We start from the raw sequence: 23,288 nt of genomic DNA, 5'->3' as shown, positions 1-23,288 counted from the left end.
CGCTTTCTTTTGCCTCCGGTATTAATTTTCAGGCAAAGGGACGCCAGAATGGAAAATAGTATGGTAAAATTCGCATAGAGAGCAAAAGACGATTACACGATGGAGCTGAACATAAGAATGTCTGATTCAAAATTTTTGCGGGGAACGCTTCTCTTAAGCATAGCGACGTTTATTTCAAAATTTTTAGGAATGATTTACATATTTCCTTTCGCAGCCATGGTTGGCCAGCAGGGGATCGCACTTTATCAATACGGCTACCAGCCGTACACATTAATGCTTAGTGTAGCCACGCTCGGGATACCAATGGCTATGTCAAAGTTTGTATCCAAATATAACGCGATGGGGGATTTTGAAACAGGCCGAAGGTTGTTTAAGTCGGGTCTTTTTTTTATGACTCTTACCGGGATAGCCGCGTTCCTTATTTTATTTTTCGGTGCTCCGCTTATCGTAAATTTAATATCGTTTGACTCGAGTGAAGCTTTTACGTCAGATGATATTGTATTTACGATCCGCATGGTCAGCTTTGCTTTAATGATAATTCCAACGATGGCAATCATGAGAGGGTTTTTTCAGGGCCACCAGTCGATGGGACCGACAGCGGTCTCCCAGGTTATAGAGCAGGTTGTCCGGATAGTATTCATTTTGGCTATGGCTTTGTTTATTCTTTATGCTGTCGATGGAAATCTTGGAACAGCTATTGGCTTTGCCACCTTCGGAGCGTTTGTCGGGGGTCTGGCCAGCATGGCCGTGCTGATTTTTTACTGGAAAAAAAGACAGCGCTTTTTGCAGCGTGAACAGGCTGGGAGCACGGTATCGAGTGACCTTCCGTTAACAAGCATGTACAGTGAACTGATCCGATACGCGCTGCCGCTGTCCTTCGTCGGACTGGCCATTCCACTGTTTCAGATGGTGGACATGTTCACCTTCACCCGGGCGCTGGAGCAGACCGGGGAATGGACGTCCGGGCAGATTCAGACCGCCTACGGAGTGTTCGCAGGGTCTTCACATAAGCTGATTCTCATACCGGTAGCAATCGCCACCGCAATGTCAATCACCCTTATACCAACTATTACAAAATCCTTTACGGGCAATGACCAGGATCTGCTTCAGCGCCAGATTACGCAGACGTACCAGGTGATTTTGTTTTTGTCGGTGCCTGCCGCAGTCGGACTGTCGCTGCTTGCAAGACCAACATTTGGTGTGCTGTTTGGAACAGAATCACTGGAAATAGGCAGCTACGTGCTGCAGCATTATGCGTATGCGGCGATCGTTTTCTCCCTTTTCTCAGTGAGTGCGGCAGTGCTGCAGGGAATCAACCGCCAGAAATATGCCATTGCCTCCCTGCTGCTCGGTTTACTGGTGAAAATTATCAGTGCGTACGTCCTTCTTTTGCTTCTTGGACCCGTCGGCGGAATTTACAGCACGATTATTGGATTTACATGTGGAGTAATATTTAACGCCTGGGCGATTGCGAAGTTTACCGGTTTTCATTTCGGAGGGGTATCGCGCCGGGCAGGTACAGTAGTTCTTTTATCTGCAGTAATGGGCATTGGCGTCTTAATTACAAGAAACGGCATGGAGGTTTTATTTGCCGGAAGCGGCTGGCTGGATTTATTTATGGTGGAAATCATCAGTGTCGGTGTCGGCGGTGTGCTTTTTATGGCCCTTGCCATGAAGAGTGGCCTGGCGGAACAAGTACTTGGAAAACGCTTTTCGGCATAGAGAAAACTCCTGCTTTCTAATCTTTTGTTCAGGCAGGTATGGTGATATAATTAATACACTTTATGGAAATGAGACAAACGCATCAAGCCGCCCAAAAACAGCGCGGCATTAGAGGTGAAACATGAAAACGTGGAGATATAAAGATTACGACTGGCTCTTGATCGGTGCGGTCGCGCTCTTAACGCTGTTTGGCATTATTATGGTGTACAGCGCAAGCTTTCCGCTCGGAATGAGGGCTTATGATGATGCGGCCTTTTTTCTTAAGCGGCAGATAATGTTTTTTGTTATAGGAATAGGCGTGTTTGCTTTCATGATGCATGTGCCTTATGAAAAGTGGAAAAAGACAACGCCTTTATTGATAGGGTTATCCATTTTTTTACTTATGCTCGTGCTTGTCATAGGTAATGAAGTAAACGGGGCGAAAAGCTGGATCGGCTTTGGACCGATAAACATTCAGCCCGCGGAATTTGTAAAATTGAGTTTGATTATTTATCTGGCTCAGGTTTATTCCCAGAAACAAAAGTATATTGACTCGTTTATGAAGGGAGTCATGCCTCCGCTGGTCGTTGTTGCCGTGCTGCTTGGGTTTATTGTACTGCAGCCTGACGTTGGGACAGCTGCGGCCCTGATGATGACAACCATTGTAATTGTCTTTTTATCAGGAGCAAAGTTCCGGCATATGTTTATGCTCGGAGGAGTGGCTGCAGCATTGTTTGCTTACATTGCGCTGACAGAGCCGTACCGTCTGGCCCGGCTGGTATCCTTTATGGACCCCTTTGCGAATGCAGATGCTGTAGGCGGAGGGAGTTATCAGCTTATTCAGGGCTACATTGCGATTGCCCACGGCGGGCTGTTCGGTGTGGGTCTGGGAGAAAGTGTCCAGAAAATGAACTATCTTCCTGAGGCGCACACAGACTTTATTATTCCGATTATCGCCGAAGAGCTCGGAATTTTTGGGGTTCTGCTTGTAGTAGGGCTGCTTGGTGTTATCGCCTGGAGGGGCATAAAAATCGGGCTCAGCGCTAAAGGACAATTTGGCACTCTCCTTGCTTTTGGTATTGTTTTTCAGCTCCTCAGCCAGGCTGTCATTAATGCTGGAGCCGTAGCGGGCATGATGCCAATTACCGGCCTGCCATTTCCACTTCTGAGCTACGGAGGATCCTCTTTATTAATAACGCTGGCGATGCTTGGGCTTTTGGCAAACATCTCCAGAAATAACAACCGGCTTGCCCGGGTGCAGAATCAGGGGATCAATAAACCAACTTCCGCATAGTGTAAAGAGACGTTGTTAACAGCAACGTCTCTTTTTCAGACCGGTGGACGGGCACCTGCTTTAAGGTGTTAAAACGAAACTCATCGAAATGTATTGGAGGAACAAAAATGTTAGTAGTGGGAGCCGGGAGGCTGGCGAAGCTTGTAGCAGTGAAAAGTGAGCCTTCGTCTGTCTCTGTGATGTACCGGGGCGGGGAAAGGGCCTGGATGAGGGAAACAACAAAGCAGATTTTACGGGTGGATGAGCTGGAGCTCCCCCGTTATCCCTATATATTTTTAGCACTGCCCCCGGATGGAATTAAAGATTTTATCTACTGGCACGGACCGTATCTGGCTGAGGGAACTGTTATATATATACCGGCAACGTCGCTTTACACCGAACAGGTGGAAGTGCCTGCTCATGTAAAAAAGGCCGCAGCCAAATTTGCGGGGCATGCCGAAGGAGCCGGCGCCGGCGGGAAAGAAAATGTCTTTGTCGTTAACAGCCCCAGAAGCAGTGATCGCAAATATCTCCAAAGCTGGCTGGGGGATGCATTCACAGTCATAGAAGGAAGCGAACAAGAGGTGGAAACGGCAAATAAGGCAGCGGTGGAAGAGACGCTGCGGATGATAGTAAACCTTGAAAAACGGCTGCAGGAGCAGAACGTATCAAAAACAGTTCAGAAGGCTGTGCTCCGTCAGATCCCGGCCGGAGTTATTGAAGCACATATGAACGGGTCGCACGGGGAATTTGCTGCAGGAATTCTCGAACAGATGGAAAGAGGTGATCGGCATGAGAATGGATAAATTACTGGCGGAACTAGGCTATGGAACCCGCAAGGAAGTAAAAAAAATGCTGAAAAAAGGAGGCGTCTTTGTCGACGGGGAGCCTGTGAACAACGGGGCGGTCCAGGTGGATCCTGAAGAGCAGCGGGTTAGCGTATTCGGTGAGGACATTCACTACACCGAATTTGTTTATTTTCTGATGCATAAACCAGCAGGGGTTATCAGCGCCACAGAAGACAGCGTTCATGATACGGTTCTGGATATTTTGGAGCAGGAAGACGCAGTAAGAGAGCCTTTTCCAGTGGGCAGACTTGATATTGACACTGAAGGATTGCTTCTGCTGACTAACGACGGAAAGCTTAACCATTTTCTTACGTCACCGAAGCATGGGGTGGTAAAAATGTACCGGGCAGTACTCGAAAAGCCGATAGAAGAAAAGAATATTGAACATTTCAAAAAGGGTGTAAAGCTTGATGACGGCTATGTTTGTAAGCCTGCGGTTCTGCGAAGAGTGCCCGATACCCACCGGGAAGTATATGTGGAAGTAACCGAAGGGAAATTTCACCAGGTGAAACGGATGTTTGAGGCGGTGGGCAATGAAGTCGTTTATTTGAAAAGAGAATCATTCGGACAGCTGTCGCTCGACGAGGATCTACTGCCGGGGGAGTACCGGGAGTTAAATGATGATGAAATTCAGCTGCTCCGGGACAGCGTCGGGGAAAAATCAGAGGGAGCGGGCAGTGATGAGCTGTAGACTGCTGAGTGCAGATCTGGGAACAACGTCTTTAAAAGTAATGGTCCTGGACTGCGGAGGCCAGGTGGAGGGCAGTGCATCAGAGCCTGTCCATACATACACCGACGGAGAAAATCACGAACAGAAGCCCCCAGAATGGTGGCAGAGCTTTAGAAAAGCATGTAGTACTCTGCAGAGTAGGGGAATTGGCCTGGACGTTGATGGAGTCGTGTGCACCGGACAAATGGAGGATTTTATCCCTTTTAAAGATGGAAGAGCAGAAACAGCGGTCCTTTATTCTGATACCAGAGGAAGCAGAGGATTAACAAAAAGGCATTTGCCTCCGGATGTTGTGAGGGCATTTACAGGAAACGACTGGAAAGCAACGACTCCCCTAATGAAGTGGCTGGCGGACGAATCCCCAGAGCGGTGGGACCAGGTACTCTTTGGTTCTAAGGATTATTTAATCTACCGTTTAACGGGCGCATCGGTCTGCGATCCGGTAAACGGCACTGTGACAGGAATGATGAACATACATACAAGAGCGTGGGAAGAAAAGCTGTGGGAAGGGAGCGGAATTTCCCGGCACCAGCTCCCCGTCTTCTGGAGCCCGAGGAAACAGCAGGCTATGTATTAAAGGAAGCTGCCAGTCAGACGGGAATACCAGCTGGAACCCCTGTTTACTGCGGCCTCGGGGACGGAGGCGCGGTGACTCTTGCTGCCGGTGTCCACGCGGGTAGTGACCAGGGCTACGCGTATGCAGGAACAACAGGCTGGACGGCGGTAACTGCCGATACCCTGACCGTATCAGAGGAAGGCAGTGTATTTCATCTGGCTGCGCCTCAGCACGGCCGGTTTATTAAAATCATGCCCCTGCTGAACATGGGAAATGTTCATCAATGGGCGGTGCATACGTGGTGCGGAGGTGACTTTGAAGCCTTTGAACAGCTGATGGCCGAACAAACTTCTGTGCCCGGTCCGCTCTTGTTTATCCCGTATTTAAATGGTGAAAGAAACCCGGTAATTGATGAGAAAGCCAGGGGCGCATTTATTGGCATCGACGGCCAGGCGACGCAGGCACACATGGCCAGGGCGGTGCTTGAAGGTCTGGCTTTTTCCTTGAAGCAGACCTTTGTTCAGGCCGGGATTACTTCCTCCACGCTCTTTCTTGTTGGAGGCGGCACTAAAAGCGGAGCTTTTCGGCAGACAGTGGCAGATGTGTTTCAATGCAGGGTGCAGGTGAGTGCTGAACAGGAGCATCTGGCTTCATTTGGAGCGGCTGCATGCGGCTTTAGAGCGATTCATACATGCTCGTGGGACAAGGCTGCAAGAGCCGTGCAGAGTGTGGATGAAGAAGACATTATTGTCGCCCCTGATGTATCGAAAAAAGAAGAATTAGAGCGGAAGGAACGCCTTTTCACCGAAGCAGCCGGAAGGATGCGGGGGTTTTTTGATACGTGAAAAAGCGCCGGAAGTTTAATTCCGGCGCCGCACACAGATATAGTCATTTCAGGAAGCTTTTACTTTTCGGGCAGTCGTCGTCCAGGCCCCTCTGGAAGGGCTGCTGACCAATTCATTGTATTCGAGCACATTTAGGTCACGCTGAATAGTGCGCTGTGTAATTCCGAATTCGTCAACCAATTCCCCGGTGGTCACCGTTCCTCTCTTTTTAATATAGAGATAGATAGACTTAATACGGGTTATCATTCGGTCGGTGGACGTTCTCAAAAAACCACTCCTTAGCCAATGAATTTATGGCACTTAAAGACATGCCCGGGACTGCGCACGCAAGTAGGAATTATATTTGATGACTTCGACTGTTTCGGCGTCAACTGCTCTGTAAAAATTCTGAAAAGAAGCTCAGCAGCAAGTAGGATGAGAGTATTCGAAATATTTTGTAAGCGTCCCTGTAGTTAATAGTTTATACTATTTATTTATATATCGCAAAATTTTCGTCAAAAAACTGCTCAATTCATCTGCGAATGAAATTAAAAAGCGAATGAAATAACGAAAAATACGCAAAAACGTACGTAATTAAGCTTCAAAAAGCCGAATGATCTATGAAACGACCTGCTTTATTTCACAGAAAAGCAAATGTAAAAATTATGTAAAAAAAGACGCCTTTTTGTGTAAAGGCGCCTTAAGTAGAGGTATTTTAGTCATCAAACTGGAAAAGGTCAGTGGATAAATACCGTTCGCCGGTATCGCAGGCAATGGCAACGACCACTTGATCTGGTGACATCTGTTTGGCTGTTTCCATGGCAGCAAAGCAGGCAGCACCCGAGGAGGGCCCAACCAAAATACCTTCCTGGCCGGCGAGAGCTCTTGTAGTTTTATAGGCATCTTCATCGGTAATTTTGTAAATATGGTCGTATATATCCTGATTCAAAATTGGCGGTATAAACCCCGGGCTGGTGCCGACAAGCTTATGGGGCCCGGGCTTTCCGCCGGAGAGAACCGGAGAGCCAAATGGTTCCACGACGTGAATTTGAACGTTGGGGTACAGCTCTTTTAATTTTTCCCCGGTTCCTGTTACAGTACCTCCTGTGCCGGAGGCGGCAACGAAGCCAGCCAGCGGTTTGCCGATTTCTTTCATCGCTTCTGCAATTTCAAGTGCTGTACTTTCCCTGTGGGCATCCGAGTTGGCTTCGTTTTCAAACTGCATAGGCATGAAGCTGTCAGCAATTGTCTCTACAAGCTCATGAGCACGGGAAATGGCTCCAGGCATTTTCTTATCACCGGGCGTGAGTTCTACTTCTGCTCCGTAAGCCTTCAACAGGTTAATCCGTTCCTGGGACATCGTATCCGGCATAACCAGTATTGCCCGGTAGCCCCGCGCAGCGGCGTTCATGGCAAGGCCGATACCGGTATTGCCTGAAGTCGGTTCTATGATAGTAGTATTTTCGTTGATTTTCCCTTCTTCTTCGGCCTGCTTCAGCATATTTTTTGCGGCACGGTCCTTCACGCTTCCGCTCGGGTTTTGAAATTCAAGCTTCAGGTATACATCTGCTCCCCAGGAATCCGGAAGGCGGTTTAATTTAACTAAAGGCGTATCGCCGACTAGCTCTGACATATTATTTGCTACACGCATGATTGTTACACATCCTTTTTCTATCATTCATTCGTATATTCTAACACATTTACAGCGCTTGTTCGTTCATAACAGCTTTGACGCAAGGAAGGGAGAGAAATCAATGGATAATCATTATTTTCTTGGTCTGCCAGTTCCAAAAGAAGCGAGGTCTGCCTGGGCAGACTGGACTTCAAAGGTGAAAAATGATCTTCCTTTTAAGCAGTGGGTCCATCCTCAGGATTATCACATTACGCTCCATTTTTTTGGACAGCTCTCCCCGGAACAGGTGGGGATTATCGAAAAAAAGATGAATGAAGTGAAATTACCGTACCAGCCCGGACTCAGTCTCAACGGCATAGATTCCTTCGGTCCGAAAGGGCGTGAGAACGTTTTATATACAAGGGTAGAGGCAGAGGAGGGCCTGTTTTCTTTATATAAAGAATGGAAAGCCCAATTGAATGAATTGGGAATGAAGACCGGGCAGCGTCCGTACCGTCCTCATATGACTCTGGCCAAAAAGCGGATTAAAGAATTCGGATTCTCCTGGCCTGTAGTGCCGCTTCCGGAAACTATATTTTTCGAGGCTGCTCACCTGCGCTTTTATCGCATTCATCCAGGACGGAGTGTAAAATATGAAACAGTACATTGGACGGAATTGACTTAGTAAAAGAGGGGACCATATGCGTTTAGTTAGAATGGTGATTCACATAACAGTTTTATACGTATTTTACTGGATGGGCACCTGGGTCCAGGGTGTGCTGCAGCTTCCGATCCCGGGGAGTATTATTGGCATGCTGCTTTTGCTTGCGGTTTTTGTTTTTACGGCAGCCAACCCAAAGTGGCTTCAGGATGGGTCCGGGCTGCTGCTTGGGAATATGCCGCTGCTTTTTTTGCCGGTGACTGCCGGGCTGGTGGTGCATGGAGAACTGTTTTCGCTGCTTGGAGCCGGGCTGGTAACCGCTGTGTTTATCAGCACGCTTCTTGTGATGGGAACAGGCTCGTGGGTGACTCAGTATTTATTGAAAAAAGGAGAGAGGTACCGTGAGTGAATGGTGGACAGCCGCAGCGGCCATTGCGGGAACGATAGCAGTATATGCTGCTTCTAAAAGGACGTACCGGTGGTTTCCTGTTCCGATGATGCTTCCAATCGTTACCGGCACCGTTGTTATCATATTATTCTTATTGGTTACCAGAATCCCGTACAGTGTCTACATGAGCGGCGGCCAGTGGATAGAGTCACTGCTCGGACCGGCAGTAGTGGCGCTTGCCTGTCCGCTTTATGAACAAAGGCATCTGATAAAACGGTATCTGCTTCCGATTCTCAGTGGCATCGGCACGGGAGCAGTTATAGGTATTGTTTCCGGACTTGTGTTTACAGCGGCAGCTGGCGCGTCCAGAGAATGGGTGGCAGCGGTACTGCCTAAGTCGGTAACGACACCGGTAGCAATGGACATCACAACGACACTCGGTGGCGATGCACCTTTAGCGGCCATGTTTGTTATGGTGGCGGGTATTGGCGGGGTAGTTGTTCATGCGAGGGTGATGGATGCAATTGGCGTGACGGACCCGGTCGCCAAAGGAATAGGCATGGGCAGCGCCGCTCATGCAATAGGAACAGCCAAGTCGCTTGAAAACAGTGAAACGGAAGGATCTGTCAGCTCGGTAGCCATGACAGTCAGCGCTGTTATTGTTGCCTTTTTGGCTCCATTGGCAGGTAATTTATTCCTTTAGCATGAATAATATGCAGACAATGACGATATTATAATAAAAGCGGAGTTCCGCAGTTTTTTGCGCAAATGCCGTGAAAAGCTGCCACGGGGGAGAAGGGAGAGTTGAATGGCTCAATTAATAAAAATGAAAGATTACGCTTCGCGTTATGAACAACATTTTCTTCATCAAAATGCGGAATTTTTATCAGCGAAGCAGGCATACTGGAAGCGAATGAAAACAGACTGGATGATCGCAAACAAATCGGCCCCGAAGGCCCCGGGGGATGAGCCGCTGGAGAAAAACAACCGGATGGGAAAAGCAGTGAACCGGTTAAAGTGGTGGAAGCATGAAAATGAAGAAGAGGTGGAAATAAACGAGAGGGATGCCTATTTGTTTTTTAAAGGAAAAACGCTCGAGGAACTGAAGGATATTTTTTACGATAACTGGTTTTTGATCCAATTGGAATGGGCTTCCTCCACCATTTCTGAAATTTCGATGATGGATCCGAAATTGAAATATGACTATCGCCTGCGCACCCTGCTCCGGGAGCTCCCCGATACGTATTTTGTTATGTATTATCCAGTATTTCATACAAAGCAGACCACCATGGAGGGTGCTATTATCATCATCGGTCCTGTCGGAATAGACGTCATACACATTCTGGAAGGCACAATGTATAGTGTATTTGAGCCGGCAGACAGCAGATTCTGGAAGGAGTATGTGAACCAGAAGCAGCATACCTTTGTCAGCCCGGTGCTTGCATTGAAAAGAACTATGAATGTGGTGGAAGCCGTATTAAAACAAGCGGGGACCACCTTCCCCGCTCAGGCGACGGTTGTTTCTCCCGCTTCGATCATTGATAATCGTGAAATTTTATACGCTCATACAGCAGATAAACGTGAATACAAACGATGGATGGAAAAACGCATCACCAATCCGTCCCCGGTGAAAAACCGGCAGCTGTTTTCTGCTGAAGCACTGATGGAGCAGACGGCGACCGTTTCTGTACTGCGGAGCGAAATCTACTCTCCGGGCGAATATGACGGATAAGAAGGGACTACCGAAAAACAATCGTTTTATTGTCATCGACAATAACGCGGTCTTCTGCATGCCAGGTAACGGCTCTTGCCAGCGCAATTTTTTCAGCATTGCGCCCGGTAATTTTTAAGTCGCTGGTATTGTACTGGTGATTAACCCGAAGTACGTCCTGTTCAATAATCGGTCCTTCATCCAGGTCGTTGGTCACGTAATGGGCAGTAGCACCGATTAGCTTCACGCCACGCTCGAAAGCCTGTCTGTAAGGATTCGCTCCGATAAAGGCGGGAAGAAATGAGTGGTGGATATTAATTATTTTTGCCGGGTAGTGAGCGACAAAATCCGGCGACAGTATTTGCATGTACCGGGCCAGGACAAGGAAATCAATCGGATACTGCTCAAGTGTACGCAGTATTTTATTTTCTGCTTCCGGCTTGGCATTTTTCTCTATGGGTATGTGATAAAAAGGAATTTCATAGCTTTCAACCACATTTTTCAGCGTCGTATGATTACTGATAACGCAGCTGATATGAATGGGCAGTTCTCCGGAGCGCCATCTCCACAGCAATTCTGTTAAACAATGGTCTTCTTTTGAGATGAAAATCGCAACACTTTTTTTGCGGTCTTCGCGCTCTAAAGACCATTCCATGCCAAAATGCTCAGCAATAGGAAGAAACTCTTCTTTTATCTGGTAAAATTTGTCCGGGTACGGAGAGATGGAGAAGACAATTCTCATAAAAAAACGTCCGCCCTCCGGATCATTTGTATGCTGGGCAGAGTGAATAATATTGGCACCATGCTGGTGCAGAAAATCAGATATAGCGGCTACAATCCCCGGCTGGTCCGGGCAGGTAATCAGCAGCCGGCCATTACCGAATGAGTGGTCTGACATAGTAACGTCCTCCTTCAGATAAGCAGTGGTCATGTAATAATGAACGGAATTACTATACCACTCTGAATGATGGAAAAAAAGGGGAAGTTACGAAGAGAGATTAAATAGAAGATATTCAGAAGAAGAGCAGCTGAGAGGTCGCTCACAAGTATTTTGGTCGATTGACTTATAAATTCAATGTTTGCTATTATTAAGAACGATTCGCTGTAAAATTAAAAACGTAAACAGAAACACTTTTACCCGCACGAGAAGTAGAGTAGATCATTTCATAGAGGGTATTTTATACATACAATTAAATAAAATAAGACAAGCATGGAAATAAAATATTGTTAAAAAGGATCGGCTATGAAATATTCAGACCACTATGATAGATCGAAGGTGAAAGTATTGGAACTGCTGATGGGAGACGGATGGACGATTGAACCAGCCGGTGGCTCTTCAGGAGAAGCGTACCTCGCGCGTGCCGGGGAACAAGTGTTATTTCTGAAAAGAAATTCTTCTCCATTTCTTGCTGTGCTTTCGGCAGAAGGAATAGTGCCTAAGCTGCTTTGGACAAAGCGCCAGGCCAACGGTGATGTAATTACTGCTCAGCGCTGGGTTGACGGCCGCGAATTAACAGGCGGCGATATGGATAATACACGCGTGGCTCAGCTGTTATCCAAAATTCATTCGTCGAGCGAACTGCTGGACATGTTTATGAGAATAGGAAACCATGCCCGTACGCCGGAAGCAACAATCGCTGTATTAAGAGAGCAGCAGGAGCAGCTCCCCTATATTACGACTTCAATGGCAGGTGCTCTCGAAGAACTTGCCGGTACCTCGGGTGAAGTCCAGCCTCCCCGTCTCGTGGTTTGTCACGGTGACATGAACCATAATAACTGGATGTTTGATGCCAACGGGGATTTGTATTTGGTGGACTGGGACAATGCCACTGTCAGCGACCCGGCACTCGATTTGGCTCTGATCCTGTATGAATACATTCCAAAAGAGGAATGGGACAACTGGCTTCAGGGGTACGGTCTTCCTTTAACCTCCCATTTACAAAGACGGATGCGCTGGCAGATTATCAGCCATTTGCTTGACCACGCCCAGCAGGCAATACTTACGAACCGGTTAAAGGAAGCAGAGTTTTATAAAAAACAGCTTGAAGCAGTGTTGGACCGGGACTCATTGCAAATATAAAAATCCGCTGGAACGTCACTGCGTTTTCAGCGGATTTTGTATGTTAAATATATAGTTATTATATGAAGAAAGAGGGAAAAGTACGATGAGACTCCGTCATAAGCCGTGGGCTCACGAGTTTTTACAGGAACACCCGGAACTGGTGGTCACAAAAGCGGAACAGGTAAATAAAGACTGGCAAAAAAGATTTGGAAATGACCAGCCCATCCATTTAGAAGTAGGTACGGGCAAAGGGAAATACTTAAGCGACAACAGCATCAAGCATCCGGACATTAATTTTATCGGGATGGAAATGTATGAAAGTGTTCTTGCGACAGGGGTGCAGCGTGCTTTATTCAAGCAGCCGGAGAATCTTGCTTTTATTCACGGGGATGTGCGCCATTTAATGGATTACTTTGAGCCTTCATCAGTGGAGGTCCTTTATATTAACTTTACCGATCCCTGGCCGAAAAAGCGCCATGAAAAACGGCGGCTGACGCACCCTGATTTTCTGGAGCTGTATAAGCAGATCCTGGTGCCCGGGGGCACAGTCCAGATGAAAACTGACAATCAGGGACTGTTTGAATATTCTCTTTCCTCTCTTTCCACCTTTGGTTTTGGCCTGAGGAAAGTGCGTCTTCATCTCCATGAAAGTGAAGAAGCCGAAGGAAACGTGATGACAGAATACGAAGAGAAATTTTACGCGAAGGGAGAGCCTATTTACTTTACAGAAGCGGTGAGACCGTAATGTGTGCGATAGGCGCTTTCTTGTATGAAAAGGAGGCACTGCTGTCATGAATCAGTTAACCATAGGTAATTATACAATTACATGGCTTGAAGGCGGAGTGACTAACATGGATGGGGGCGCGATGTTCGGGGTGGTTCCAAAACCTCTCTGGTCCAAAAAATACCCCGTAAATGATAACAATCAGGTGCCGCTGCCGACCGACCCGCTGCTTATTCAAGGAGAGGGCAGAAACATACTGGTCGATGCAGGCCTTGGCAACGGCCGGCTCAACAAAAAGCAGCAGCGGAATTACGGCGTGACAGAAGAATCAAATGTCGAGCAGAGCCTGAGAGAGATGAATCTTTACGCCTCGGATATTGACGCTGTACTGATGACGCATATGCATTTTGACCATGCCTCAGGGCTTGCCCGGGAAGAACAGGGCCAGAGCGTTCCGGTATTTCGAAATGCGGTCATTCATGTCTCCGAAACGGAATGGGAGGAAATGAAAAATCCAAACATCCGTTCAGAAAACACGTACTGGGAAAAAAACTGGAAGCCAGTGGCGCACCAGGTGGAGACGTTCGAGTCAGAGCTGCAGCTTACCGAAAATATACGGATGGTTCATACAGGCGGACACAGTGCCGGAATGAGCATTATTCTGATTGAAGATGAAAGCAGTACGCTGATTCACATGGCTGACAATATGCCAACGCATGCCCACCAGAATGTTCTCTGGGTGACAGCTTATGATGACTATCCGATGGATTCCGTGTACATGAAAGAGCACTACATGAACTGGGGCTGTCAGCGCCATGCATGGTTTACGTTCTATCACGATGAACTATACCGCGCTTTAAAGTTTAATCCCTCGGGAGAGGTAATCGAAGCAGTGACCCGGGAAAAGCTGAATGGCAGCTGACAACATTTGTATACCTTCCAGCACGTCTCTGAAACAGGAGGCGTGCTTTTTTCGTTTGGAAATATGTGATGGTTTTAAAAGATGAAAATGTCATTTTCAATCAAAAAATAAAAATAATTGATTGTTTTTGAATAAAATTGATTGATTATGATTAAGTAAGCGTGTACAATAAAGTTAATCAAACAAGCAGACGCAGAAAACGATCAAAGCTCTCGCAGATGCCTGTTGCTTATAAGGCGGAGCCGGAAAGGAGAGAGAAAAGGATGCTTCACACGGAGCGCAGGGAAACGATCATCGAGATTTTAAAAACTAAAGATACTGCCTCCATTCATGAGCTGGTGGAATTAACAGGTGCTTCAGAAGCAACGGTTCGAAGAGACTTATCCAAACTGGAATCTGATGAGCAGATTAAACGTATCCACGGAGGAGCTTCTCTCTCCAGGCGCCGCCGAAATGAACCAACTATCGCAGAAAAGAGCAGCGTAAACCAATGGGAAAAGAAAAAGATTGCAGAAGCTGCTGCATCCCTGCTTGAACCTGGAGAGTGCCTTTTTTTAGACGCCGGGACGACGACCCTGGAGATGATTCCTTATTTGGCGGACCGGGATCTTGTCGTAGTGACCAATGGCATTCCACATGTGCCGCTTTTGCTTGAAAGAGGCATTGAAACGTATGTCATCGGAGGTAAAGGCAAGCAGGGAACAGGAGCACTGGTAGGAATTAAAGCTATAGAGGCATTGAGGGAATTTTGTTTTGATGCCTGCTTTCTCGGCATTAACGGCGTTCATCCTGTCCACGGGTATACAACCCCGGATCCGGATGAAGCAGTGGTTAAGCGGACAGCGCTCGACCTTGCGGAAAGGAGCTATGTGCTGGCGGATCATTCGAAGGTTGGTTCCATCACGTTTGCAAACATTGGTGAACTCGCTTTAGCGGAAATTATTACGTCGGACAGGCTGCGGGACGATGAACGGACAAACTTAAAGAAATATACAGATGTGAAGGTCGTGAGTACATGATATACACAGTAACGCTGAACCCGGCGATCGATTATGTAATAGAGCTGGAAGAGTTCATTCCAGGAAGTATCCACCGCTCGAAAAATGATTTGAAGTATCCAGGCGGCAAAGGCATTAACGTTTCGAGAGTGCTGCAAAGACTCGGCCAGCAGTCCACTGCGCTCGGTTTTGTAGGCGGCTTTACCGGTCGATATATTGAAGAAACCCTGGAAAAAGAAAAGATTCAGACGGATTTTGTACAGGTGGAAGAGGACACAAGAATTAACGTGAAAATCCGGGGCGGTCAGGAATCAGAAATTAATGGAGCTTCCCCGGGAGTCACACGCGGGGATGTGGAAGCGCTGTACCAGAAGCTGGATGTGCTTACGAAGGAGGATGAATTAATACTCGCGGGAAGCGTTCCTTCCTCTCTTCCTCACACGATCTATCTGGATATGATGGAACGGGTGAAAGAGAAAGGAGTCCGGGTGTATTTGGACACGAGCGGAGAAGCGCTCGGCGAGGCGTTGAAAGGCCGACCTTATTTCGTTAAGCCGAATCATCTTGAACTGGCAGAATTGTACGAAGTGGAAGTAAACAGCGTAAAAGATGCTGCAGTGTATGGCCGAAAGCTTCTGGAGGATTTTGATATTGAGCACGTCGTTATATCGATGGCAGGAGAAGGCGCTGTCTATATTAATAAATCACAGACTCTCCATGCTTCCGTGCCGAAACAGAAAGCCGTGAACTCCGTAGGGGCAGGGGATTCCCTGGTGGCTGGCTTCGCTGCCGGAATCACGGAACGTCTGGCTCCGGACCAGGTGCTGAACAAAGCAGTCGCTTCCGGAAGTGCTACAGCTTTTTCTGAAACATTCTGTACGAAAGAAGAAGTAGAAGAACTAAGCCAAAAAATAACGATTCGTTCGCTGGAAAGCGAAGAAACTAATCAAGCTTAAAGGGGTGAGCAGAATGAAAATTACTGATCTATTAAAAAGAGATACCGTGCTTTTGTCTCTCTCTTCGACAGACAAAGCCGGAGTGATTGATGAACTGGTAAACAAGCTTGACACTGCCGGCCGTTTAAATGACCGGCATGCTTTTAAAGAAGCGATTGAAAAGAGGGAATCAGAGAGCTCCACCGGTATTGGCGAAGGAATTGCCATTCCTCACGCAAAAACAAGTGCTGTGGATACGCCGGCTATCGCATTCGGACGTTCTCAGGCAGGCGCGGATTACGAATCACTGGACGGCCAGCCGGCGCATCTGTTTTTCATGATTGCAGCAACAGAAGGGGCAAACGAAGCGCATTTAACTACGCTTTCCCGGTTGTCTACACTGCTGATGGATGAAAACTTTCGCCAGGATCTGCTGAATGCAGAATCTGAAGACGAGATCATGGCGGCTGTGGATGCAAAAGAAAGAGACAAGCTTGGAAGCGATGAGGAGGAAGAATCAGAAGCTTCTTCAGCTCAGGCTTCCGGAGACAGCAGTACGCCGAGAATTCTTGCAGTGACCGGCTGCCCGACTGGTATCGCTCACACGTATATGGCAGCAGATGCGCTTAAGGACAAGGCAAAGGAGCTCGGTGTCTCCATTAAAGTGGAAACAAACGGTTCCGGTGGGGTTAAAAACCGTCTCACCTCTGAAGAAATCGCAAATGCGGAAGCGATTATCGTAGCTTCGGACACGAAAATTGAAATGGACCGCTTTGATGGCAAACCGCTTTTATCCACGAAAGTTACGGACGGAATCCGTAAACCGGAACAGTTAATTAACCAGGCCGTAAACGGAGAATTTTCGAAATACCGGGGCTCCGGAAGAAGCTCTTCGTCGGATGAAGAACCGGCTTCTACCGGTGGCGGAGGCGGTGCAAGAGCAGTTGGTAATGCTATTTACCGCCACCTGATGAACGGGGTTTCGAACATGCTGCCATTTGTTATCGGCGGCGGGATTCTTATCGCTATTTCGTTCTTCTGGGGAATTAACTCAGCAGATCCAGAAAGTGACCAGTTTAATGGATTTGCCCAGGCCTTGAACGCGATCGGCGGTCAATATGCGTTTGGATTATTCGTAGCAGTGCTTGCCGGCTTTATCGGCATGAGCATCGCAGATCGTCCTGGTTTCATGCCGGCTATGGTCGGTGGCTTTATGGCCACCCAGGGTATCCCGGGGTCTGAAGACGCAACAGCCGGCTTCCTTGGCGGTATTATTGCCGGTTTCCTCGGCGGGTACGTTGCCCTCGGTGTTAAGAAAGCACTGTCAGGGCTCCCGCAGGTGCTTGATGGCATTAAAACGATTTTGTTCTATCCAGTTATTAATATTTTAATCACCGGTCTCTTAATGTACTACGTGTTTATTACACCAATCGCGTTTCTTAACACGGGTCTTCAAAACTGGATTACCGGTCTTGGTACAAGTAACTTAGTACTTCTTGGGATTCTGCTTGGCGGTATGATGGCAATCGATATGGGCGGACCGTTCAACAAAGCAGCCTTCACCGTCGGTGTTGCCTTAATCGGTCAGGGTATTTACGCGCCGCATGCAGCTGTAATGGCTGGCGGAATGGTTCCGCCGCTTGGGATCGCACTTGCGGTTACGTTCTTTAAGAACCGTTTTCCAAAAGAGCAGCGTTCAGCCGGGTATACAAACTATGCCCTTGGGTCGTTCTTCATTACTGAAGGCGCTATTCCATTTGCAGCATCGGATCCGCTCCGGGTTATTCCTTCCATCGTTACTGGCTCTGCAGTAGCAGGCGGTCTGGCTATGCTGTTCAACGTAGAACTGCTTGCCCCGCACGGAGGATTTCTCGTGTTCTTCCTGAACGCTGTACAGGGCGGAGGAGTTTTCCTATACTTCCTGGCGATTTTGATCGGATCACTCGTGACGATGATTATGCTGGCTATTTTGAAGAAGCCGCTGGAGCAGTCGAAAAACGAAGTGCAGGATTACAAGGACTCCAAAGAGAAAAAAGAAGCATCGTAACTAATACAAAAGAGAGACCGCTCGAGGGCGGCCTCTCTTTTTTTGTTCAGGCGGAAATAAAAAGCCCCCGGGCCTTTTAGAGAGCCGGAGGCTATGTTGAGTTAAGAGCTTAGCTCCAAAATAGTGCCAGTTTCAGCATCTACAATAAAGTCTAATTGACGGGTCTCTCCCTGATTGGTGCTCGAAAGGCCGCCGCGGTAAACTTTGTATTCCAGGTCGTCTTTTTTGTACGTTTCCGGCGTCATGTGAATCCAGGAGCCGTTAACTGGAAGATGATCCTGCACGTTTTCTTTTACTGTCTTCAGCGCTTTTTCCGGGGAAATTTCATCCTTCTTTGTGAACTGCTTAACCGAAATCCCCAAAGCAACACCAAGACCTACTCCAATAAGAATATTCTTTGTACTCATTATTATGTCCCTGCCTTTCCATTTCTTATTTAATCAGTATACCGCAAATATTGCGTATATCCAAATACATACCCGTTTTCAATAGTGGTAAAAACGTGACTCGTCCGATAAAATGAAAATTAGGCAAAGCCTGATAATCGAAAGGGGTATTTTATGAAGCAGGAAACACTCGACATGTTTAAGTATCTAACAGAGACACCGGCGGTTCCGGGATTTGAACATCAGATTCGTACATATATGAAAAAAGAGCTTGAACCGGTAAGTGACGAAATCGTGCAGGACCGGCTCGGCAGTTTGTTTGGAGTGAAGCGCAGCAGCCAGGAAGGACCGAAGGTTATGGTAGCCGGTCACATGGATGAAGTTGGTTTTATGGTCAAATCCATTGACGAAAATGGAATGATCCAATTTCAGACGCTTGGCGGCTGGTGGAGCCAGGTTCTGCTGGCACAGCGTGTACAGATTTATACAGAGGAAGGTAGTGTGCCGGGAGTGATCGGCTCCACACCCCCGCACCTGCTTGAACCAGCGCAGCGCGAAAAGCCTATGCCATTAAATAAAATGTTTATTGATATTGGGGCCGACAGCCGTGAGCATGCAGAACAGCTGGGCGTACGCCCGGGAATGCCAGTATCTCCGGTGTGTCCATTCACTCCAATGGCGGATGAGAAAAAAATTATGGCGAAGGCCTGGGACAATCGGTACGGAGTGGGACTGGCACTCGAACTGATGAAAGAAGTCCAGGATGAAAACCTTCCGAACACGCTGTATGCAGGTGCTACTGTGCAGGAAGAAGTAGGGCTGCGCGGAGGACAGACGGCTGCTCAAATGATTCAGCCGGATATTTTTTACGCGCTGGATGCAAGCCCGGCGAACGACTCCACAGGTGGCAAGGATGCCTTTGGACAGCTGGGTAAAGGTGCGCTGCTGCGCATATTTGACCAGACGATGATTACGCACCGCGGCATGAGGGATTTTGTTCTCGATACAGCAGAAAGTAACAGCATTCCTTACCAGTACTTTATTTCCCAGGGAGGGACAGACGCCGGCCGGGTGCATATGGCCAATGAAGGTATTCCATCTGCTGTTATCGGTGTATGCTCCCGTTATATCCACACGTCTGCTTCACTGCTGCATGTAGATGATTACGCTGCTGCGAAGGAACTGCTGACGAAGCTTGTGCGAACCACAGACCAACAGGCCCTCGATATGATTCATAAAGGAGTCTGAAGTTGAAAAAGGCTATGGTGGGATCAGAAAATGCTGTAAAGGTGGCGGCTGTACGCCAGGTATTGAGCCCGGACTTTTCTGTGGCGGGCATGTCTGCTGCTTCAGGAGTGAGTGCCCAGCCATTTTCTGATCAGGAAACAAGAGAAGGAGCTGTGAACCGGGCATGGCACGCACAAAAATCTGCTGATATTGGCATAGGTCTTGAAGGCGGCGTTCAGCCCGAAGGAAAGGATATATATTTGTGCAGCTGGGGAGCACTCACGGATGGAGCCGCTGTATGGACGGCGGGCGGGGCTCGTGTGCTGCTTCCGGAACGTATTGCTGCTATGCTTTATAATGGAGTGGAATTAAAAACGGCAGTGGACCACTATACACAGCTTGAAAATGTCCATCAAAATGAAGGTGCGATCGGTATTTTAACCGCGGGGCAGGTGGACCGGACTGCTTTATTTCATCATATAGTCTCTCTGCTTTACGGGCAGTGGATATATCAAACTGGGCGCCGGATTTAGACGGCGCCTTCTCATTAAGCTACATTATGGTTACAATGAGAAAAAAGAAAAGGAGAGAGTGGATGCGTTCATTTTTTTTGAAAAAGGGTGTAAATTTAAGTGTAAAGACATATGGAGTTACAGCTTTGAGCTATATGGCGCTTGGTCTGTTTGCGTCGTTAATTATCGGTTTAATCATTCAAACAATCGGTCAGCAGCTCGGTATTGCTTTTTTTGAGAACATGGGTGCGCTTGCGATATCATTAATGGGGCCCGCGATCGGTGTAGCAGTGGCATATGGCCTGCAGGCACCACCGCTGGTTGTTTTTTCCGCAGTAGCTACGGGTGCTGCCGGAGCGGAGCTCGGGGGACCGGCAGGGGCTTTTATCGCAGCTCTCGTTTCAGTGGAGCTGGGCAAGCTGATATCTAAAGAAACACGTCTGGACATTATAGTAACGCCGCTTGTGACGATTATTGCCGGCTATGGAATAGCGCAGCTTCTCGGCCCCGGTATTCAGTCGTTTATGACAGGGTTTGGAGATATAATCGTATGGGCGACGGAACGGCAGCCGCTTATTATGGGCATTTTAGTTGCCGGATTGATGGGTCTTGCGCTGACAGCGCCGATTTCAAGTGCCGCTATTGCCATTATTCTTGATTTGAACGGTATTGCAGCCGGAGCAGCTACTGTTGGGTGTGCAGCACAAATGGTTGGTTTTGCAGCCAGCAGCTTTCGGGAGAATAAATTTTCCGGCCTTGCCGCGCTGGGCATTGGTACATCCATGCTTCAGGTTCCAAACGTTGTGAGGCGGCCGTTCATTTTAATTCCGCCGACAGTTGCCGGTATGGCCGTTGCTCCTTTTTCCACAATGGTCTTTATGATGGAAAATAATGCAGCTGGTGCGGGCATGGGCACTAGTGGTCTGGTGGGCCAGATTATGACCTTTCAAACGATGGGTTTTTCTTTTGAAGTGCTTGGTGCAGTCCTGCTTCTTCATGTCGCTGCCCCCGCGTTAATCAGTCTCGGTTTGTCAGAGTGGATGCGCAAACGAAATTGGATTAGAATGGGGGATATGAAGATACGGGAAGGGTAACCTTCTCTGTATGCATTAATTTAAGGGAGGCAAAACCATGGAAAATTTAACTACACAGGAATCCTTCAATCAAGCTATTGATAATGGAAATACAGTAATTATGTTCTCCGCCGGCTGGTGCCCGGATTGCACGTATATTGACCCGGCGATGCCGGAAATCGAACAGCAGTATGATCAGTTTACATTCTACAAAGCGGACCGCGACGAGCTTATGGATGTATGCATTGATTACGGAGTGATGGGCATACCGAGTTTTCTTGCTTTTCATAACGGGGAAGAAGTCCACCGCTTCGTAAGCAAGCAGCGGAAGACGCCGGAAGAAGTACAGCATTTCCTGAATGAATCACTGGAAAAAGTCAACGCTGATTCATAAGGTGGAAAAGGGCTGTCCCTAAAAAAGGGGCAGTCTTTTTTTTGACAGTAAGCACGAGTGTGGGAGTACACCTTTGCACATGTTACGATAGAATTAAGAATGTTCAAGAGGAGCGATTAAGAATGGAAGTACGAAAGCTACAGCGCATACTGCGGGAACGACTGAAGGACGACAATTCCCGTACGTTTAAATATGATGATGAACAAAGCTCCCTGCGGGTCGAGCACAAGCAGCTGAAAACCGGAGTTGATCTGGATTTAAGCAAATGGGCAGCAAAATATGAACGTGAAGGGGAAAAGGCCGTGGAGGAGGTTGTGCATTATATCGATACCTCGTTTCGTGCCATGGAACGTGATGTCTCCCTTTCCGGCCAGGAACAATATATTTATCCGGTAATCCGTTCCACTTCTTTTCCGACCGAAACGAAGGACGGAAAGGAGCTCGTATGGGATGACCATACAGCGGAAACAAGAATTTTTTATGCCCTGGATATGGGAGAAGCGTATTCATTGATCGAACAGGAAACGCTTGAAGCTGAACAGATAGAAACGGAAAGTATCCGCCGGGCTGCCCGCAGTAATTTAAAAACACTGGAAGTGCCGATGAAAAAGGATACAGTGGCGGGAAACACATTTTATTTTATTAATACAAATGACGGCTATGATGCAAGCCGCATATTAAACGAAGCCTTACTGCAGAGTGTGGCTGAAGATGTGCAGGGGGATATGGCAGTAGCAGTTCCCCATAACGATGTCTTTATTATTGCAGATATCACAAACGATAACGGCTACGATGTACTCGGACAGATGGCTTTCCGCTTTTTTAATGATGGCCGGGTGCCGATTACGGCTCTACCGTTTATGTATGAAAATGGAGAATTCGAGCCGATCTTTATTTTAGCTAAAAAACGCCCTAAAACCTGATTCGCGGGAGTGTTCAAGCTGTGATACAATAAAAGTTAAGTTAGCGAAAAGGAGCCTCAACGAATGAATATTTTTTATAATCCAAAAGGAATCGGGAATGTACTTCTCCTCTCTTTAAAACCAATAAACTCAAAACAGCGTGAAACAGTAAGGCATGGCGATGTGGCGGTGCTCACGCACGCCACCACGAAGGAAATAGTAGGCTATCACATTTTTAATGCCTCCTCCTACGGAGAAATTACAGGAACAGGCCGGATCGCGGCGGACGAAGACCATATCCAACTCGTTAATAGAGCCTTAAAAGAAAATAATATAGACGGTTCGCTTAAGGTAGCGGCCGAGTCCGAATTTGTGGTGGGCTATGTGACCGAGAAAAAACAGCATCCGGATGCAGATAAATTGAGCGTCTGCCAGGTGGATACAGGAGCGGACACGCTTCAGATCGTCTGCGGTGCCCCGAATGTAGATAAAGGCCAAAAGGTGGCTGTGGCAGTACCTGGGGCAGTAATGCCATCAGGAATGAAAATTAAAAAATCGAAGCTGCGCGGTGTGACTTCTACTGGTATGATCTGCTCGGTGTCTGAGCTTGCCCTGCCGGAAAAGCAGACGGAAAAAGGTATCCTCGTTCTCGGTGATGCGTATGAGACAGGAGAGGACTTTTATAAGCAGTATCACGAACGCCCGGTTTCGGCCTCCGTGTAGTAAGTGAATGAAAAACCGCTAGTCGTGCTAGGGGTTTTTCTTGTGCAGGTACAAAAAAATAAACTCAAAAAGGCCCGGT

General features: G+C 47.7%; 26 protein-coding genes. 22 read left to right on the top strand and 4 right to left on the bottom strand.

All coding sequences use genetic code 11. The features are described 5' to 3' along the window. Positions 1-117: 117 nt before the first annotated feature. From ACTTK7_RS13040 to ACTTK7_RS13015, 6 genes are all read left to right on the top strand, one after another. Positions 118-1,722 (top strand): putative polysaccharide biosynthesis protein, encoded by a 1,605-nt coding sequence (locus ACTTK7_RS13040; protein ID WP_462868507.1) that lies wholly within the window; start codon positions 118-120, stop codon positions 1,720-1,722. Positions 1,723-1,843: 121 nt separating this feature from the next. Continuing rightward, positions 1,844-2,995 carry a putative lipid II flippase FtsW gene (gene ftsW / locus ACTTK7_RS13035; protein WP_462868505.1) on the top strand — a complete coding sequence of 384 codons (1,152 nt, stop codon included), beginning with the start codon at positions 1,844-1,846 and terminating at the stop codon, positions 2,993-2,995. Positions 2,996-3,102: 107 nt separating this feature from the next. Next, positions 3,103-3,780 (top strand): hypothetical protein, encoded by a 678-nt coding sequence (locus ACTTK7_RS13030; protein WP_462868504.1) that lies wholly within the window; start codon positions 3,103-3,105, stop codon positions 3,778-3,780. Further along, positions 3,767-4,513 carry a pseudouridine synthase gene (locus ACTTK7_RS13025; protein ID WP_462868503.1) on the top strand — a complete coding sequence of 249 codons (747 nt, stop codon included), beginning with the start codon at positions 3,767-3,769 and terminating at the stop codon, positions 4,511-4,513. Before ACTTK7_RS13030 ends, ACTTK7_RS13025 begins: the two co-directional genes overlap by 14 nt. After that, the gene (locus ACTTK7_RS13020; RefSeq protein ID WP_462868502.1) at positions 4,503-5,129 is read left to right on the top strand and encodes an FGGY family carbohydrate kinase; all 627 of its coding nucleotides are present in this window, start codon (positions 4,503-4,505) and stop codon (positions 5,127-5,129) included. The genes ACTTK7_RS13025 and ACTTK7_RS13020 overlap by 11 nt, the downstream gene beginning before the upstream one ends. Further along, entirely contained in the window at positions 5,054-5,953 is a 900-nt protein-coding gene (locus ACTTK7_RS13015; RefSeq protein WP_462868501.1) for an FGGY-family carbohydrate kinase, read from the top strand. Before ACTTK7_RS13020 ends, ACTTK7_RS13015 begins: the two co-directional genes overlap by 76 nt. A gap of 48 nt (positions 5,954-6,001) precedes the next feature. On the opposite strand, the gene ACTTK7_RS13010 is transcribed toward ACTTK7_RS13015, so the two are convergent. After that, positions 6,002-6,220, bottom strand: coding sequence for a DeoR family transcriptional regulator (locus ACTTK7_RS13010; RefSeq protein ID WP_091616630.1), 219 nt, complete (start codon positions 6,218-6,220; stop codon positions 6,002-6,004). A gap of 427 nt (positions 6,221-6,647) precedes the next feature. Next, positions 6,648-7,583 carry a cysteine synthase A gene (gene cysK / locus ACTTK7_RS13005; protein WP_462868500.1) on the bottom strand — a complete coding sequence of 312 codons (936 nt, stop codon included), beginning with the start codon at positions 7,581-7,583 and terminating at the stop codon, positions 6,648-6,650. 103 nt (positions 7,584-7,686) lie between these two features. On the opposite strand from cysK, the gene thpR reads away from it, so the two are divergent. The 4 genes from thpR to ACTTK7_RS12985 all read left to right on the top strand — a co-directional run bounded on the left by thpR (position 7,687) and on the right by ACTTK7_RS12985 (position 10,325). Further along, the gene (thpR, locus tag ACTTK7_RS13000) at positions 7,687-8,229 is read left to right on the top strand and encodes an RNA 2',3'-cyclic phosphodiesterase (RefSeq protein WP_462868499.1); all 543 of its coding nucleotides are present in this window, start codon (positions 7,687-7,689) and stop codon (positions 8,227-8,229) included. Between the two features lie 16 nt (positions 8,230-8,245). After that, complete coding sequence (locus ACTTK7_RS12995) at positions 8,246-8,614, top strand: CidA/LrgA family protein (RefSeq protein WP_462868498.1); 369 nt, start codon at positions 8,246-8,248, stop codon at positions 8,612-8,614. After that, a complete protein-coding gene (locus ACTTK7_RS12990; protein ID WP_462868496.1) occupies positions 8,607-9,296 on the top strand; it encodes an LrgB family protein in 690 nt (229 codons plus the stop codon). Before ACTTK7_RS12995 ends, ACTTK7_RS12990 begins: the two co-directional genes overlap by 8 nt. Before the next feature lie 105 nt (positions 9,297-9,401). Continuing rightward, complete coding sequence (locus tag ACTTK7_RS12985; protein ID WP_462868495.1) at positions 9,402-10,325, top strand: hypothetical protein; 924 nt, start codon at positions 9,402-9,404, stop codon at positions 10,323-10,325. Between the two features lie 7 nt (positions 10,326-10,332). On the opposite strand, the gene purU is transcribed toward ACTTK7_RS12985, so the two are convergent. After that, positions 10,333-11,202, bottom strand: coding sequence for a formyltetrahydrofolate deformylase (gene purU / locus ACTTK7_RS12980; RefSeq protein ID WP_462868494.1), 870 nt, complete (start codon positions 11,200-11,202; stop codon positions 10,333-10,335). A gap of 345 nt (positions 11,203-11,547) precedes the next feature. Between purU and ACTTK7_RS12975 the strand changes: the two genes are divergently transcribed. From ACTTK7_RS12975 to ACTTK7_RS12950, 6 genes are all read left to right on the top strand, one after another. Next, positions 11,548-12,384: a phosphotransferase gene (locus tag ACTTK7_RS12975; protein WP_462868493.1), complete on the top strand. Its 837-nt coding sequence runs from the start codon at positions 11,548-11,550 to the stop codon at positions 12,382-12,384. 85 nt (positions 12,385-12,469) lie between these two features. Next, the gene (gene trmB, locus ACTTK7_RS12970; protein ID WP_462868492.1) at positions 12,470-13,111 is read left to right on the top strand and encodes a tRNA (guanosine(46)-N7)-methyltransferase TrmB; all 642 of its coding nucleotides are present in this window, start codon (positions 12,470-12,472) and stop codon (positions 13,109-13,111) included. A 46-nt stretch (positions 13,112-13,157) separates the two neighbouring features. Continuing rightward, a complete protein-coding gene (locus tag ACTTK7_RS12965) occupies positions 13,158-14,012 on the top strand; it encodes a YtnP family quorum-quenching lactonase (RefSeq protein ID WP_462868491.1) in 855 nt (284 codons plus the stop codon). A gap of 263 nt (positions 14,013-14,275) precedes the next feature. Then, positions 14,276-15,031 carry a DeoR/GlpR family DNA-binding transcription regulator gene (locus tag ACTTK7_RS12960; protein WP_462868490.1) on the top strand — a complete coding sequence of 252 codons (756 nt, stop codon included), beginning with the start codon at positions 14,276-14,278 and terminating at the stop codon, positions 15,029-15,031. Then, on the top strand, positions 15,028-15,966 hold the full coding sequence (gene pfkB, locus ACTTK7_RS12955; protein WP_462868489.1) for a 1-phosphofructokinase: 939 nt from the start codon (positions 15,028-15,030) through the stop codon (positions 15,964-15,966). Before ACTTK7_RS12960 ends, pfkB begins: the two co-directional genes overlap by 4 nt. Positions 15,967-15,979: 13 nt before the next feature. Beyond that, entirely contained in the window at positions 15,980-17,992 is a 2,013-nt protein-coding gene (locus ACTTK7_RS12950; protein ID WP_462868488.1) for a PTS fructose transporter subunit IIABC, read from the top strand. Between the two features lie 101 nt (positions 17,993-18,093). On the opposite strand, the gene ACTTK7_RS12945 is transcribed toward ACTTK7_RS12950, so the two are convergent. Further along, positions 18,094-18,399: a PepSY domain-containing protein gene (locus tag ACTTK7_RS12945; protein ID WP_462868487.1), complete on the bottom strand. Its 306-nt coding sequence runs from the start codon at positions 18,397-18,399 to the stop codon at positions 18,094-18,096. A 153-nt stretch (positions 18,400-18,552) separates the two neighbouring features. Here ACTTK7_RS12945 and ACTTK7_RS12940 point away from each other — a divergent pair, with 153 nt between their 5' ends. From ACTTK7_RS12940 to ytpR, 6 genes are all read left to right on the top strand, one after another. Beyond that, complete coding sequence (locus tag ACTTK7_RS12940) at positions 18,553-19,626, top strand: M42 family metallopeptidase (RefSeq protein ID WP_462868486.1); 1,074 nt, start codon at positions 18,553-18,555, stop codon at positions 19,624-19,626. Between the two features lie 2 nt (positions 19,627-19,628). Next, positions 19,629-20,138: a DUF84 family protein gene (locus ACTTK7_RS12935; RefSeq protein WP_462868485.1), complete on the top strand. Its 510-nt coding sequence runs from the start codon at positions 19,629-19,631 to the stop codon at positions 20,136-20,138. A gap of 62 nt (positions 20,139-20,200) precedes the next feature. Next, complete coding sequence (locus ACTTK7_RS12930; protein ID WP_462868483.1) at positions 20,201-21,211, top strand: PTS transporter subunit IIC; 1,011 nt, start codon at positions 20,201-20,203, stop codon at positions 21,209-21,211. Between the two features lie 37 nt (positions 21,212-21,248). Continuing rightward, positions 21,249-21,584, top strand: coding sequence for a thioredoxin family protein (locus ACTTK7_RS12925; RefSeq protein ID WP_091616835.1), 336 nt, complete (start codon positions 21,249-21,251; stop codon positions 21,582-21,584). Between the two features lie 122 nt (positions 21,585-21,706). After that, positions 21,707-22,507 (top strand): DUF1444 family protein, encoded by an 801-nt coding sequence (locus ACTTK7_RS12920; protein ID WP_462868482.1) that lies wholly within the window; start codon positions 21,707-21,709, stop codon positions 22,505-22,507. Between the two features lie 63 nt (positions 22,508-22,570). Continuing rightward, complete coding sequence (gene ytpR, locus ACTTK7_RS12915) at positions 22,571-23,209, top strand: YtpR family tRNA-binding protein (RefSeq protein WP_462868481.1); 639 nt, start codon at positions 22,571-22,573, stop codon at positions 23,207-23,209. Positions 23,210-23,288 lie beyond the last annotated feature (79 nt).

This window comes from Marinococcus tarijensis (assembly GCF_054971385.1).
Note: the sequence above shows the minus strand (reverse complement) of the source record. Positions and strands in the feature narration are given on the sequence as shown.

Excerpts from the sequence above, each read along its gene's own strand:
- ACTTK7_RS12945 (WP_462868487.1), bottom strand. The coding sequence starts at position 18,399 with ATGAGTACAAAGAATATTCTTATTGGAGTAGGTCTTGGTGTTGCTTTG.
- purU (WP_462868494.1), bottom strand. The coding sequence starts at position 11,202 with ATGTCAGACCACTCATTCGGTAATGGCCGGCTGCTGATTACCTGCCCG.
- cysK (WP_462868500.1), bottom strand. The coding sequence starts at position 7,583 with ATGCGTGTAGCAAATAATATGTCAGAGCTAGTCGGCGATACGCCTTTA.
- ACTTK7_RS12985 (WP_462868495.1), top strand. The coding sequence starts at position 9,402 with ATGGCTCAATTAATAAAAATGAAAGATTACGCTTCGCGTTATGAACAA.
- ACTTK7_RS13020 (WP_462868502.1), top strand. The coding sequence starts at position 4,503 with ATGAGCTGTAGACTGCTGAGTGCAGATCTGGGAACAACGTCTTTAAAA.
- ACTTK7_RS12950 (WP_462868488.1), top strand. The coding sequence starts at position 15,980 with ATGAAAATTACTGATCTATTAAAAAGAGATACCGTGCTTTTGTCTCTC.
- ACTTK7_RS12930 (WP_462868483.1), top strand. The coding sequence starts at position 20,201 with ATGCGTTCATTTTTTTTGAAAAAGGGTGTAAATTTAAGTGTAAAGACA.
- ACTTK7_RS12920 (WP_462868482.1), top strand. The coding sequence starts at position 21,707 with ATGGAAGTACGAAAGCTACAGCGCATACTGCGGGAACGACTGAAGGAC.
- ACTTK7_RS13040 (WP_462868507.1), top strand. The coding sequence starts at position 118 with ATGTCTGATTCAAAATTTTTGCGGGGAACGCTTCTCTTAAGCATAGCG.
- ACTTK7_RS12925 (WP_091616835.1), top strand. The coding sequence starts at position 21,249 with ATGGAAAATTTAACTACACAGGAATCCTTCAATCAAGCTATTGATAAT.
- ACTTK7_RS12960 (WP_462868490.1), top strand. The coding sequence starts at position 14,276 with ATGCTTCACACGGAGCGCAGGGAAACGATCATCGAGATTTTAAAAACT.
- ACTTK7_RS12965 (WP_462868491.1), top strand. The coding sequence starts at position 13,158 with ATGAATCAGTTAACCATAGGTAATTATACAATTACATGGCTTGAAGGC.
- pfkB (WP_462868489.1), top strand. The coding sequence starts at position 15,028 with ATGATATACACAGTAACGCTGAACCCGGCGATCGATTATGTAATAGAG.
- ftsW (WP_462868505.1), top strand. The coding sequence starts at position 1,844 with ATGAAAACGTGGAGATATAAAGATTACGACTGGCTCTTGATCGGTGCG.
- ACTTK7_RS12995 (WP_462868498.1), top strand. The coding sequence starts at position 8,246 with ATGCGTTTAGTTAGAATGGTGATTCACATAACAGTTTTATACGTATTT.
- ACTTK7_RS13030 (WP_462868504.1), top strand. The coding sequence starts at position 3,103 with ATGTTAGTAGTGGGAGCCGGGAGGCTGGCGAAGCTTGTAGCAGTGAAA.
- ytpR (WP_462868481.1), top strand. The coding sequence starts at position 22,571 with ATGAATATTTTTTATAATCCAAAAGGAATCGGGAATGTACTTCTCCTC.
- ACTTK7_RS13025 (WP_462868503.1), top strand. The coding sequence starts at position 3,767 with ATGAGAATGGATAAATTACTGGCGGAACTAGGCTATGGAACCCGCAAG.
- thpR (WP_462868499.1), top strand. The coding sequence starts at position 7,687 with ATGGATAATCATTATTTTCTTGGTCTGCCAGTTCCAAAAGAAGCGAGG.
- ACTTK7_RS12975 (WP_462868493.1), top strand. The coding sequence starts at position 11,548 with ATGAAATATTCAGACCACTATGATAGATCGAAGGTGAAAGTATTGGAA.
- trmB (WP_462868492.1), top strand. The coding sequence starts at position 12,470 with ATGAGACTCCGTCATAAGCCGTGGGCTCACGAGTTTTTACAGGAACAC.
- ACTTK7_RS12940 (WP_462868486.1), top strand. The coding sequence starts at position 18,553 with ATGAAGCAGGAAACACTCGACATGTTTAAGTATCTAACAGAGACACCG.